This is a genomic window from Aureimonas sp. AU40, assembly GCF_001463785.1.
Taxonomy (GTDB): domain Bacteria; phylum Pseudomonadota; class Alphaproteobacteria; order Rhizobiales; family Rhizobiaceae; genus Aureimonas.
The window spans coordinates 24,719-36,902 of sequence record NZ_BBWL01000002.1 but is presented as its reverse complement, the minus strand read 5'-3'; the positions used below and the strand labels follow the sequence as shown (position 1 = coordinate 36,902).

Below are 12,184 nucleotides of genomic sequence, written 5' to 3'. Positions count from 1 at the left end.
TCGAAACCTCCTGTTAACCCTTGGACACCGGCGGGGCCGAGCGCCCGCCCGGCCCCAATGGAGGTTTCATGAAAGCGCTGACCTGGCACGGCAAGGGCGACATCCGTTGCGAAAGCGTCCCCGACCCGAAGATCGAGGATGCGCGGGACGTGATCATCAAGGTGACGTCCTGCGCCATCTGCGGCTCCGACCTGCATATCTACGACGGCGTCATTCCCGACATGCATTCGGGCGACATTCTCGGCCATGAGACCATGGGCGAAGTGGTGGAAGCGGGTTCGGGCGCGGGCGACCTGAAGGTCGGCGACCGGGTGGTGGTGCCCTTCACCATTTCCTGCGGCGAGTGCTTCTTCTGCAAGCGCGGCTTCTTCTCCGGTTGCGAACGCTCCAACCCGAACAAGGCACGCGCCGAAAAGCTCTGGGGCCATTCGCCCGCCGGCCTGTTCGGCTATTCCCATCTGCTCGGCGGCTATAGCGGCGGCCAGGCCGAATATCTGCGCGTGCCCTATGCCGATGTCGGGCCGATCAAGGTGCCGGAGGGGCTGACTGACGATCAGGTTCTGTTCCTGTCCGACATCTTTCCCACCGGCTACATGGCCGCCGATTTCTGCGACATCAAGCCGGGCGATACGATCGCGGTCTGGGGTTGCGGGCCGGTCGGCCAGATGGCGATCAAGAGCGCCTTCCTCCTCGGCGCCGAGCGTGTGCTGGCCATCGACACCGTGCCGGAGCGCCTCGCCCTCGCCGCGAAGAGCGGCGCGATCACGCTCGATTTCATGGACGAGGACATCTACGAGCGCATCCAAGAGCTGACCAACGGGCGCGGGGTCGACGCTTCGATCGACGCGGTCGGATCGGAGGCCCATGCCACGGGCTCGCTCGACGCCATCATCGACCGGGTGAAGGTCGCGACCTTCATGGGCACCGACCGGCCGCATGTCCTACGCCAAGCCATCCATTGCACCCGCAATTTCGGCACTGTGTCGATCGTCGGCGTTTATGGCGGCTTTCTCGATAAGATCCCGATGGGCTCGGCCATCAACCGGGGCCTCACCTTCCGCATGGCACAGACCCCGGTGCAGCGCTACTTGCCGCTCCTGATGGAGCGCATCGTCAAGGGCGAGATCGACCCGTCCTTCATCATCACCCACACGGGATCGCTGGAAGATGGGCCGGAGCTCTACAAGACCTTCCGCGACAAAAAGGATTCCTGTGTCAAAGTGGTGCTGAGGCCATGAGCGCGGCAAACGAGGCGGCAGGCCGCCCTCTAGCCCTGGTGACTGGGGCCTCCAGCGGCATCGGTCGGGAACTCGCCCGGCTCTGCGCGGCGGAGGGTTTCGATCTGGTGATCGCAGCCGACGAGCCCGAGATCGAAGCCGCCGCCGCCGAGCTTCGCCGCTCGGGCGTGAGCGTGGATGCACTGGAAACCGATCTCTCGAGCGTGGAAGGCGTCGATACGCTTCTCGCCGCGCTTGCAGGGCGCCCGGTCGACAGCCTCTTCGCCAATGCCGGCCGGGCGCTCGGCCACGCCTTTCTCGACCAGGACTTCACCGAGGCACGCCACGTCCTCGACACCAACCTGACCGGCACGCTCTACCTCATCCATCAGGTGGGCCGGGACATGCGTCGGCGCGGCGCGGGGCGCATCCTCATCACCGGCTCGATCGCCGGCTTCGTGCCCGGCCCCTTCATGGCGGTCTACAACGGCACCAAGGCGTTCCTGAACAGCTTCGCCTTTGCCCTGCGCAACGAGCTGAAAGATTCAGGCGTCACCGTCTCCTGCCTCATGCCCGGCGCGACCGACACGGAGGTTTTCGCACGCGCCGACATGCTGGACACCGCGATCGGCCAGGCGCCGAAGGACGATGCGGCTGAGGTGGCGCGCGTCGGCTTCGAGGCCGTGATGCAGGGCAAGGGCGACGTGGTGAGCGGCTGGAAGAACAAACTCGCCTCGGCGCTGGCCAATGTCACGCCCGCCCCGATCCTGGCCGAGCAGAACCGCAAGCTCGCCGAGCCCGGCTCGGCCTGAGGCCGGCAGGCCAGCAGCCATGCCGATCCGGCGCATCGGGTTTGCCGGATCGGCCCTTCAACCCGGCAGGGAGACAGTTCATGACGTCCGACCCGTTCGATCTCCGGCGCTTCGTCGTCGCGCAGGAGGGCGTCTATGCCGACGCGTTGGCCGAGCTGAACCGGGGGCGCAAGGCGAGCCATTGGATGTGGTTCGTGTTTCCGCAGATCGAGGGGCTGGGGCGCAGCGAAACGGCGCGCCGCTTCGCGCTTCGCTCGCTGGACGAGGCCAAAGCCTATCTCGCCCATCCTCTGCTCGGGCCCCGGCTTCGCAAGGCCGTGACGGCTGCCTGCGAAAGCGGCGAACGCTCCGTCCATACGCTGTTCGGCTCGCCCGACGACATGAAGTTCCACTCCTCGCTGACCCTGTTCCGCGAGGCGGCGGAGGGCGACGACAGGCGTCTGTTCGACGACGCGCTCGCCCTTTTCTTTGGCGGCGAAGCGGACGGAGCGACTTTGGCGAGACTCCCGTCGTCGGCGTGCTGACCACGGTCACGCGGGGTTCACTTCGGCGCGAAGGCGCAAGGGTCGGCCGAACCCTTCGCCCATGGCGGCATTGACGCAGCGAGGACCTCATCGACGCGCCGTCCGGTCCGAAACGGCGCTGCGCCTATGCGGGCCGTAATCCCAGCCGTATGTCCATCGATCAACCCCGTTAGACATTCGCCCCGCCAGACAATGGACCGCTCCCATGCCCGACGCGCCCGACCTCGCCGCCCCGCATGGGGCCGCCGACCTGCCGGTGGCGCGGGTCGAGAGCCACAGTCTCGACATTCGCGAGGATGGCGGGTTCCTGGGGGATAAGGCCAGCGAGACCGCCTTCCGCACGCTTCTGGACCTTTGGCGCGAACGCCTGTCGGGCCAGGGCGACACGCCCTTCGGCAACGCGCCGACGGAGGAGCTGGAGCGCGACGAGCTGGACGAGACGCTGCATCGGCCGGACAATGCCGGCGAAGCCGAGGCGCTGGACGGCGCGCTGCAGGATTTCGCCGTCGATCTCGCCGATGTGCTGGGCCGTTTTCTGGCAAGCGCCTCCTGGGCGGGGGTGGAGCGCATCGTCTGCGGCGGCGGCCTCCAGTCGAGCCGCGTCGGCCAGGAGGCCGTGCGCCGGGCCGAGGCGATCCTGCGGGAAGAGCACGGCCGGCCGATCCCGCTTTCCTCGCTGCATCACGCGCCGGACGATGGCGGCATGGTGGGCTGGGCCTATGCCGCGCCGGCCGAGGTGCTGGGCGCGGGCAACGCCTTTCTGGCGGTCGATATCGGGGGCACCAATCTTCGCTGCGGCGTGGTGGCGCTGGAGCAGGAGGGCCGGGAACCCAGGGTCGTTCATCGCGAGAAATGGTGCCATGCCGACGACGAGCCGAGCCGTGAGGAGGTGCTGGAGCGCATAGGGATGCTTCTGTGCCAGGCCGCCGACGAGGCCGGGCGAGAGGGGCTTCGGCTGGCGCCCTTCGTCGGCCTGTCCTGCCCCGGCCTCGTCCGGCCGGACGGCAGCTTCGCGGGCGGCGTGCAGAACCTGCCGGGCGACTGGACCGAGCCGGGCTTTCGCCTGCCCGAGCTCGTGCGCCGCGCCGTTCCGCGCCTGCGCGGCCATCCCACCATGATCCGCCTGCACAATGACGCGGTGATCCAAGGGCTCAGCGAATGGCCCTTCATGCGCGACGTGGACCGCTGGGCCGCGGTGACGATCGGCACCGGTCTCGGCAATTGCGCCTTCCGCAACCGCTCTCGGGGATGAAGGGGCGGCGCGCCGGTTGGGTTAAGGACTCGCTTACCCCTCCCGGCGATAGTGCCCCCGGTTCATTCAGGAAGGAGTCACCATGTCGGACACGGTTGGCATCGGCGGCAGTCGCATCCGCTCGTTCGTGGAGCGCGTGGAACAGCTGGATCAGGAGATCCAGGATCTGATGGAAGGCAAGAAGGAGGTCTTCGCCGAGGCCAAGGGCGAAGGCTTCGACGTCAAGATCCTGAAAGAGATCATCAAGCTGCGCAAGCAGGACAAGGACGAGCGCGACGAGCACGAGACGCTGCTCGACCTCTATCTGCGCGCCATGGACGAGGCCCCGGCCGAAACCGCCAAGGCCGCCTGAGCCCAGCTCGCTCCCTTTCGCAGGCAGCGAAAAGCCCTCTCCGCCGTCAGGCCGGGAGGGCTTTTTCATGGGTCGGCCTCAACCGGCCCGGTCGCTCAGTTCTGCGTCACGCCGCGATAGTCCACCAGCGGGTCGGCTTCGACCTTGGTCATGTTGGTGATCCCGAGGAACACGACGCCCCCGGCAAAGAGAAGGCTGAGAATAAGAAGGCTGTAGCGAAGGGCACGAAGGTGGAAAGGGCTGCGACTGCGGCTGCGCATGGGCGTTGATCCGTTGGAAGATGTCGCCTCAAGAATTCGCGAGCGGCCTTCGAGGTTCCAGCCCCTCTCAAAAGAAGGCGCACTGTTGCGCCGAAATCATCAACCCTACCAGACGGATAAGACCGGCGCGATGAGGACCGCGCTCCCGAGCGAGCGGCGCGTCATCCTCTCGCCTTCGCGGGGCCGAACCGCGGCCGCTTTCTCATGCCGCAATGCAACCAAGCGCTTTTCGGTTCGTTTGGCCGTCCACATAAGGAGTTGCGCATGGTCTTGCCCGAGTCTGCCCGTCTGCCGCGCATGCTTCGCTATGTCGGCTGGCCGCTGGTGCTGCTCCTGATCTGGGACGTCATCGTCACGCTGGCCTATGTCTACCTTCCGCATCCCGGCTTCGACCTGCCGATCCTGCCGATGACGCTGCTCGGCTCGGCGCTGGCGCTGTTTCTGGGCTTCCGCAACAACAACGCCTATAATCGCTGGTGGGAAGCGCGAACGCTCTGGGGCGCCATGGTCAACGCCTCGCGCTCCTACGGCCGCGCCGTGTTCCATCTCATCGATACACGGCCGGAAAGCCACGACCTCCGCCAGGCGCTGGTGATGCGGCAGATCGCCTATGTCAACGCGCTGCGCTGCCATCTGCGCCGCCAGCCCTGCCTGGACGAGATCCGCCCCTTTCTCGGCGAGGCCGAGACGGAGGGTCTGACCGACGTCTCCAACGTGCCCAACGCGGTTCTCAACGAGACCGCCGCGCTTCTCTCGGACGCCACCCGGCAAGGCTGGATGGACTCGATCCGCCGCACGCAGGTCGAGCAGCTTCTGGTGGACATGAGCAATGCCCAGGGCGGCATGGAGCGGATCAAGAACACGCCGCTGCCGCGCGAGTACGACTACTTTCCTACCCTCTTCGTCCATGTCTTCTGCGTGCTCCTGCCCATCGGGCTGGTCGACAGCCTCGGCATCTATACGCCGCTCGCCTCCACGATCGTCGGGTTCATGATGCTGGCCATGGACCAGATCGGCAGCGACCTGCAGGACCCGTTCGAGAACCGGGACCACGACGTGCCCCTCACCTCGATCTGCCGTACGATCCAGATCGATCTCGAACATCTTCGCGGCAAGATGGACGCGCCTGCCCCCGTTCACCCGGTTAACCACGTTCTCTGGTAGGTCGAAGGCCGGAGGGCGCCTCGCTCCCCGGCAAGACTTCGTTAACCCCGACCATGGTTTCTGAACCCTTCCCAAGCGTTCGAAGGTTTGAACCATGGATCTCGTGACGACCTTGTTCTCATTCATCCTGACGATGGGCGGCTTTGCGGTTCTGGTCTCCGTCGCCCTCCAGCTTTCCGGCGACCACCGTCCCAAGCCGCGTGGCGCGCGCTGACCGAACCATTCCGGTCCCATTTCCATTCCCCATGGCTCGGCCCCGTCCTGCGGCGCCGGGCCATTTTCGCGTGGGGCCGACGTCCGGACGCGTCAAAATTGCAACGCTGGCGTCTAACCCGCATGCGGCTACTTAAACGTCCCAAGCTCACGTCAGCGTGATTCTATTCTCACATGGGCCAAGTCGAGACTGCTGAGAGACTTCAAAAACCCCAGCCTGTCGGGTTTTTCCCTGCCTCACCTCTCGTCCTTTCCGCTATTTCGAAGAACAACTCATTCATCACGCGCCGGTGAACTGCGTCACATCTCAGCAACACGGATGGGATTCATGCGGAAGGCGGCTTGAGCGGCGAAAAATTTCAGGCATCTTCTGAGCAACGGCGCAACGCTGGCGAAGAGGCAAGTCCTCGTCGCGGCACGGCGCCCCGATCCTCGACGGGGGCCGCCAGTGCCTTTCGCAACCGGAGTTTGTGCCATGAAGACCCTCGCTCTCCTTCTCGCTTCGGCCGCGACGCTGGGCCTCGCCTCGCAGGCGCTCGCCGCCGACGTCGTCTATTCCGAGCCGGCTCCCCCGGTCGCCATGGCCCCGGTCATGACCTGGACCGGCCTTTATCTCGGCGTGCAGGCTGGCGGTGCCTTCAACCCGGACAATGGCGACAATCTCGCCATCGTGCCGAACTTCGGCGGCGCGGGCGCGGCCTTCCTGACCAACGCCTTCGGCTCCAGCTTCACCTCGGAATTCGAGTCGAGCTTCGTCGGCGGCGCGCATGTCGGCTACGACTATCAGGCCGGCGCCTTCGTGATCGGCGCGCTGGCCGACATCAACGCGCTCGACATCGCGCAGCGCGCCAGCGCCTTCTCCAACACGCCGGCCGTTTACACCGCCGAGCGCAGCCTCGACTATCTCGTGACCGGCCGCCTGCGCGCTGGCTACCTCGTCACCGACAGCGCGCTGCTCTACGCCACGGGCGGTTTCGCCTATGGTCAGGTCGACTACCGCTTCGGCACCAACAGCCCGGCCGTGACCGCCGCCTTCCCGGCGATCTCGCGCGAGAACGAAGACGAGTGGGGCTACTCGGTCGGCGGCGGCATGGAAGTGAAGGTGACGCAGAACATCTCCTTCGGCGCCGAATATCTCTACACCAACCTGGGCGACGGCGGCTCCTTCACCCGCTTGAACGGCGGCCCGTTCGACGGTTCGGGCGCGGCGGTGATCGCCGGCCAGTACACCGACTTCCGCACGCGCGGCGACTTCGACTTCCACACCGTGACGGCGAAGCTCTCCTACCGATTCAACTGATACGACTTCGAACTGATCCGATGCGGGTCGCGCGTTCCCCACGCGGCCCAAAAGAACCCCGCCCGGTGCTAAGCTGCGGCGGGCTTTTTTTGTCACGCAGGGCAAAAAACATCGGCCCGATCCGAGACTTGGGCGATCGCGCATCTTTTCGCAAGGCGCGCGAGCCATAGGTCATGGCGCATCGAGGCCGGAGAATGTCATGCCATCGGACGAGGATCCGATCATCACGGTGTTGCGGCTTTCGGAAGAAACCGACGACCCGACCGAACTGACGCAGCGGTTCCGGGAAACCCATCCCGAGCTGCCGCATCAGGCGTTTCTGGACGCCTGTATGGTCGCGCTCGACATTATCGGCTCGCGCCCCGCCCGACTGCACTAGAAACCCGGGACGAGACTTGCGGGAGGTTTGCACGGCAAAACCTCTGCCCGCTTACTTCGTCGAAGGCCGAAGGCTCGGCCGCCAACTTCCACTGCACCCCCTAGTCTGAAATCCGACGCCGTCTCCCTGCCGACCGCACCGCCGGCCTCGGCAGCGCGATGGGCGCAAATCGAGGGCCCGATCGTAAGCTCGAAGTAATGCTGATGGTCTTATCTCCAGTGTTTCGGCGCCATTTTTAACCTCCTCTTCAGCAAACAGGGAGGTCTATGGGAGTCGCTGTGGGCCAATTGGTGAAGCGCGCGTTAGGCATTCGTGCAGAGCGAGAGAGGCAGGTCCTGGGCGTCGGGGCAGACATGGGTTCGCTAGGATCGAAGCCGCGTCTGACCTGAGCCGACGGACCGCCCGAAAAGGCCGGTTCGGCAAGGTCGCAGGGTGGAAGCGAATGACGCGAGCGAGTTTGGTGGCGCCGTTCACACGTCTGACGGCCTTCCTGATCGACTACGATCCGCGGGAAGCGCGCGCCGTCGGCCCCCTGCCCGATCAGGTCCATGTGGAGCGGGTGGACGTCGCGCTGCGCCTGGCGCCGCTGACCGCGATCACCGCCTTCATGGTGGTGCAGGTCATCATCGTCCTCTTCTGGCATAGAAGCTACGTGCCTTATCTCGTGGGACTTCAGGTCGGCAGCGTCGCGCTAGCCCTGTGCACGCTGGAAAGCTGCTGGCGCTGGCGCTCGCGCGCGCCCAACCTGCCGATCGGCCCGCGCTTCAGGGCGTTGATGACCTGGGTCTCGCTCCTGGCGGGCCTGTTTCTGGCGTCGATCCCGATCGTGCTTTTTGCCGATAGCGACATGAACGGGCGGCTCGTGATCGCCTCGACCTGTGCCGGCCTGATCGCGACGGGCATGTGCCTCGCCACGGTGCCGCGTGCCTCCTTCGCCTATGTCGGGCCGATCGTCTTCGGCTCCTTTCTGGCGCTGGCGATGACGGGCGAGGCGGTGAACGTCTATGTCGCGCTGCTGCTGGCCTTCTACGCGCTGTTCATCTTCACCGCGATGTTCCACCTGCGCCGCCTCGTGACCAAGCGGGTGCTGACGCAGATCGAGCTCGGCCGCCAGCAGGAGCTGACCAATCTCCTCCTCAACGATTTCGAGGCCCATGCCAGCGACTGGCTTTGGGAAACCGACGCCGACCTGAAGCTCCAGCACATTTCGCCGCGTCTGGCGGAGGTGGTGGAACTGCCCGAGAGCGTCCTTCACGGCCTCACCTTCGACCGGCTGGTGGGCGGCATCGGCGCCTCGGCCAGTGCCTTGGAGGAAGGCGGGGATCTGGCCCGCCTGTTCGAGACCATGCGGGCGCATAAGGAGTTCCACGGGCTGCAGATCCGCCTGTCGGTGGTCGGCGAGCAGCGTTGGTGGAGCCTCAGCGGCAAGCCGATCCAGGATTGCGACGGGGTCTTCACCGGCTATCGCGGCGTCGGCTCAGACATCACGGTCCAAAAACGCTCGCAGGAGCGCCTGTCGCATCTGGCCACCCACGATCCGCTGACCGACCTGCCCAACCGCGCCCTGTTCCAGCAGCGGCTCGACGCGCTGCTGGCGCGCGAGCCGGCCGCGAGCTTCGCCGTGATGTGCCTCGACCTCGACGAGTTCAAGAACGCCAACGACGCCTTCGGCCACGCGGTGGGCGACGCTCTGCTCAAGGAGGTGGCGCGCCGGCTGCAGAGTTTCGTCAAGCCGGGCACCTTCGTCGCCCGGCTGGCGGGCGACGAGTTCATGGTGCTGCACGAGACCGCCGACCGGGCCGCCGTCAGGTGCCTGGCCGAGCGCATTGTATCGGCGGTCGGCCGTCCCTGCCGGATCGGCGACATTCATCTGGGCGTCGGTGTCAGCATCGGCATCGCGCTGGCCCCGGCTGACGGCGCAACCGATCTCGTGCGCCGGGCGGACCTTGCGCTCTACCGCACCAAGCGCGAAGGCCGGAACGGCTTCCGCTTCTACGAGGCCGAGATGGACGAGCGGCAGGAGAAGCAGCGGGCGTTGGCCTCGGACCTGCGCGGCGCGCTGGATCGCGGCGAGTTCCAACTCCACTACCAGCCGCAGGTCGACGCGCGCACCGGCCTCGTCTGCGGTTTCGAGGCGCTGCTCCGCTGGAACCACCCCTTGCGCGGCAACGTCCCGCCGTCCGACTTCATCCCGATCGCGGAGGAGACCGGCGTCATCATGCCGCTCAGTCGCTGGGCGCTGCGCGAAGCCTGCCGGGTCGCCACGCTCTGGCCGGAGACGATCGGCATCGCGGTCAATCTCTCGCCGATCCAGCTGCGCCATTCCGACGTGCCGGCCCTGGTGGAGGAGGCGCTCGTCGGCTCCGGGCTCGCGCCCGAGCGGCTGGAACTGGAGATCACCGAATCCGTGCTTCTCGACGCCGGGTCCAATGTCAACGCTTCGATCGCGCGGCTGCGCGCGCTCAACGTGCGGCTGGCGTTGGACGATTTCGGAACGGGCTATTCCAGCTTGGCCTATCTCAGCCGCATCGCCTTCGACAAGCTGAAGATCGACCGCAGCTTCATCACCGACCTGCCCGGCGAAGGCGCCAGCCTGCCGATCGTCCAGGCCATCGTCTCGCTCGCCAAGGCGCTGGGCATGACCGTGATTGCCGAGGGCGTGGAGAACGAAGCCCAGCACGCCTGTCTGGTGGATCTCGGCTGCGACGAATGCCAGGGCTACCTGTTCGGTCCGGCCATGCCGGCCGAGGCTGCCAACGCCCTGGTCCGCCCGGTCGGCGAGCGGCCCAATTCCTTGAGGATGGCGGGCTGACGACGCCTGTCCGATGAACCGGACATGCCTCAGATGCGCCGCCGGGTCACATCACCGCGTCGGACAGGCTCGGCCCGGCCTCGCGCACGCGGTCGGTAATCGAGGAGCCCTTCGGCCAATAGGGCAGGAAGCCGCGAATGATGCTGCCGGGAATGTCGAGCGGGCGGTAATCCTTGATGTCCACGAACATCAGGGACTGCGAGCCGCGCCCGAGCAAGCCATGGTTCTCGCTGTGGATCTCGTGCTCCAGCGTCACGAATTTGCGATTGTGCGAGGCGATGCGGATGCGCACCACGATCGGCTCGAACTCCTGCGCCTCGCGGCGGAAGTCGTGCTGGAACGAGCGCGTCAGCACATAGAAGGACGTGTCGGCCAGACTGAATTCCGGCATGCAGAGATTGAAGAACAGCTCGCGCGCCTTGCCGACCCAGCGCATGTAATTGGCGAAGTAGACGTTGCCGACCGAATTCGTGTCGTCATAGGTCGGCGTCATGCGCATGACGAACCAGTCGCCGTCGAACCCATGCGCGGCCGACAATTGCGCGACATGGCCCACGGGCTGCGCGGGCACGAGCGGCGTGAAACGCGCCGCCGCGCCGGTGCTCTCGGTGGATAGCGGAGCCTCCGCCGCCTTCGGCTCGCCGAGAAGAACGGGCAGCGCGCCGACCAGACCGACGAGACCCGAAAGGGCCATGAGGCTCGGCACCGGCCCGGCATATCCGAGCGCGAAGAGAAGCAGAGCGGCGAGGCCGATGAGATAGCAGAGGGTGGAATCGTAGCGCCCCGTGCGGCCGAGGACGCGCGCCACCAGCGAGGCCGCCGGCCCGGCGAAGAGCGTGGCGAAAGGCGCCATGAGATAGATCATCGGCAGGTCCGACTGGACGCCGAGGACGGCCAGCCCCACGGCCGCACCCAGCACCCAAAGCGGCGAGGCGACGAGCGCCGCCGGGACGATGGCCAGAAGCGGGCTCTTGCTGCGCGCCGTCACCGAGGTGAGAAGCCAGCGCAGGGCGCAGTAGCTGCTATCGGCCGTGGACAGGAGCGCGATCGTCGCCCAGACCACGAAAGCCACTGCGGCCAGCGTGTTCGGCGCCCCGGCCAGGGCCGTCGCCACCGCCGCCTGCTCGCCGAAGCTTCCGTCGAAGAAGGCGAGTGGCGGCACGATGCCTGCCGCCATGGCGAGAGCGGCATTGAGGCCGATCAGCCCGAGAAACAGGATCGAGCCGAGACCGTAGCTCAGCGTCGGCGAGCCGCCGGAGCGATGGATCTCGACGGCGCGCTGCCACTGCTGGACATCCGTCCAGGGGCCGAGCAGGAAGCCCACCAGCGAGGGCACGACCAGGCCGAAGAAGCGCCCGTCCCAGCCCAGCACCGCCTCCGGCAGAGGCAGGAGCGCGCCGCGCAGGGCGAAGAGTGCATAGAGCGCCGCGCCGACCCCGAGCGGGAGATAGACGGCATGCGCCCAACGAAGGACCCGCAGCGAGAAGGCCTGCCCCGTGGCGCAAGCAACCAGCAGCGTCAGCCCCGCCAGAAGCGCCATGCCCGCGGTGCCGCCGATCGGCGCGAGATAGAAAACGAAGGCGTGGAGGCTAATGCCCACCGCCGCCACCTGCGCCAGCAAGAAGAGGCCGGCGAAGGGCCCTTGAAGGCGGGAGAAGAGCGCGGCGGGGTCGCATCCCCGCCGTCCCAGCACCCAACCGAACAGGAAGAGGCCCAGCGCGTTCGGCAGAGCGAAGGCGAGGAAGCCCGTCCAGCCATAGCTGCGCGCCATGTGCAGCGAGTAGAAGAAGCCCAGCCCCCAGAGCCAGGAAAGAGCGACCGTGGGAACCCAACCGACGGATGTCCGAATCGCTGTAAGCGGCATTTCCATTCGCCTAAGACGTGTAAATTTTAACTAAA

At 66.4% G+C, this 12,184-nt stretch carries 11 protein-coding genes; 9 read left to right on the top strand and 2 right to left on the bottom strand.

The window, feature by feature from the left end; genetic code table 11:
- Positions 1–68 precede the first annotated feature (68 nt).
- The 5 genes from AUL32_RS00910 to AUL32_RS00890 all read left to right on the top strand — a co-directional run bounded on the left by AUL32_RS00910 (position 69) and on the right by AUL32_RS00890 (position 4,157).
- Positions 69–1,238, top strand: coding sequence for a zinc-dependent alcohol dehydrogenase (locus tag AUL32_RS00910; RefSeq protein ID WP_062111072.1), 1,170 nt, complete (start codon positions 69–71; stop codon positions 1,236–1,238).
- Positions 1,235–2,029: an SDR family NAD(P)-dependent oxidoreductase gene (locus AUL32_RS00905; protein ID WP_062111015.1), complete on the top strand. Its 795-nt coding sequence runs from the start codon at positions 1,235–1,237 to the stop codon at positions 2,027–2,029. Before AUL32_RS00910 ends, AUL32_RS00905 begins: the two co-directional genes overlap by 4 nt.
- Positions 2,030–2,109: 80 nt before the next feature.
- Positions 2,110–2,553, top strand: a complete 444-nt coding sequence (locus AUL32_RS00900) for a DUF1810 domain-containing protein (RefSeq protein ID WP_062111014.1) — start codon at positions 2,110–2,112, stop codon at positions 2,551–2,553.
- A gap of 205 nt (positions 2,554–2,758) precedes the next feature.
- Complete coding sequence (locus AUL32_RS00895; protein WP_082659053.1) at positions 2,759–3,805, top strand: ROK family protein; 1,047 nt, start codon at positions 2,759–2,761, stop codon at positions 3,803–3,805.
- A gap of 82 nt (positions 3,806–3,887) precedes the next feature.
- Positions 3,888–4,157 carry a DUF2312 domain-containing protein gene (locus AUL32_RS00890; RefSeq protein ID WP_061974143.1) on the top strand — a complete coding sequence of 90 codons (270 nt, stop codon included), beginning with the start codon at positions 3,888–3,890 and terminating at the stop codon, positions 4,155–4,157.
- 95 nt (positions 4,158–4,252) lie between these two features.
- Here AUL32_RS00890 and AUL32_RS24910 read toward each other — a convergent pair whose 3' ends face one another.
- Positions 4,253–4,417 (bottom strand): hypothetical protein, encoded by a 165-nt coding sequence (locus tag AUL32_RS24910; RefSeq protein ID WP_156421270.1) that lies wholly within the window; start codon positions 4,415–4,417, stop codon positions 4,253–4,255.
- A gap of 264 nt (positions 4,418–4,681) precedes the next feature.
- Between AUL32_RS24910 and AUL32_RS00885 the strand changes: the two genes are divergently transcribed.
- From AUL32_RS00885 to AUL32_RS00870, 4 genes are all read left to right on the top strand, one after another.
- The gene (locus tag AUL32_RS00885) at positions 4,682–5,581 is read left to right on the top strand and encodes a bestrophin family protein (RefSeq protein ID WP_062111013.1); all 900 of its coding nucleotides are present in this window, start codon (positions 4,682–4,684) and stop codon (positions 5,579–5,581) included.
- Positions 5,582–6,269: 688 nt separating this feature from the next.
- Complete coding sequence (locus AUL32_RS00880; RefSeq protein ID WP_062111012.1) at positions 6,270–7,094, top strand: outer membrane protein; 825 nt, start codon at positions 6,270–6,272, stop codon at positions 7,092–7,094.
- Positions 7,095–7,293: 199 nt separating this feature from the next.
- The gene (locus AUL32_RS00875; RefSeq protein ID WP_061974137.1) at positions 7,294–7,473 is read left to right on the top strand and encodes a hypothetical protein; all 180 of its coding nucleotides are present in this window, start codon (positions 7,294–7,296) and stop codon (positions 7,471–7,473) included.
- 442 nt (positions 7,474–7,915) lie between these two features.
- On the top strand, positions 7,916–10,285 hold the full coding sequence (locus AUL32_RS00870; RefSeq protein WP_062111011.1) for a putative bifunctional diguanylate cyclase/phosphodiesterase: 2,370 nt from the start codon (positions 7,916–7,918) through the stop codon (positions 10,283–10,285).
- Between the two features lie 46 nt (positions 10,286–10,331).
- Here the strand turns inward: AUL32_RS00870 and AUL32_RS00865 are convergent, their stop codons facing one another.
- A complete protein-coding gene (locus AUL32_RS00865; protein WP_062111071.1) occupies positions 10,332–12,149 on the bottom strand; it encodes an acyl-CoA thioesterase in 1,818 nt (605 codons plus the stop codon).
- Between the last annotated feature and the right edge of the window lie 35 nt (positions 12,150–12,184).

Excerpts from the sequence above, each read along its gene's own strand:
- AUL32_RS00910 (WP_062111072.1), top strand. The coding sequence starts at position 69 with ATGAAAGCGCTGACCTGGCACGGCAAGGGCGACATCCGTTGCGAAAGC.
- AUL32_RS00875 (WP_061974137.1), top strand. The coding sequence starts at position 7,294 with ATGCCATCGGACGAGGATCCGATCATCACGGTGTTGCGGCTTTCGGAA.
- AUL32_RS00905 (WP_062111015.1), top strand. The coding sequence starts at position 1,235 with ATGAGCGCGGCAAACGAGGCGGCAGGCCGCCCTCTAGCCCTGGTGACT.
- AUL32_RS00895 (WP_082659053.1), top strand. The coding sequence starts at position 2,759 with ATGCCCGACGCGCCCGACCTCGCCGCCCCGCATGGGGCCGCCGACCTG.
- AUL32_RS24910 (WP_156421270.1), bottom strand. The coding sequence starts at position 4,417 with ATGCGCAGCCGCAGTCGCAGCCCTTTCCACCTTCGTGCCCTTCGCTAC.
- AUL32_RS00885 (WP_062111013.1), top strand. The coding sequence starts at position 4,682 with ATGGTCTTGCCCGAGTCTGCCCGTCTGCCGCGCATGCTTCGCTATGTC.
- AUL32_RS00900 (WP_062111014.1), top strand. The coding sequence starts at position 2,110 with ATGACGTCCGACCCGTTCGATCTCCGGCGCTTCGTCGTCGCGCAGGAG.
- AUL32_RS00870 (WP_062111011.1), top strand. The coding sequence starts at position 7,916 with ATGACGCGAGCGAGTTTGGTGGCGCCGTTCACACGTCTGACGGCCTTC.
- AUL32_RS00880 (WP_062111012.1), top strand. The coding sequence starts at position 6,270 with ATGAAGACCCTCGCTCTCCTTCTCGCTTCGGCCGCGACGCTGGGCCTC.
- AUL32_RS00890 (WP_061974143.1), top strand. The coding sequence starts at position 3,888 with ATGTCGGACACGGTTGGCATCGGCGGCAGTCGCATCCGCTCGTTCGTG.
- AUL32_RS00865 (WP_062111071.1), bottom strand. The coding sequence starts at position 12,149 with ATGCCGCTTACAGCGATTCGGACATCCGTCGGTTGGGTTCCCACGGTC.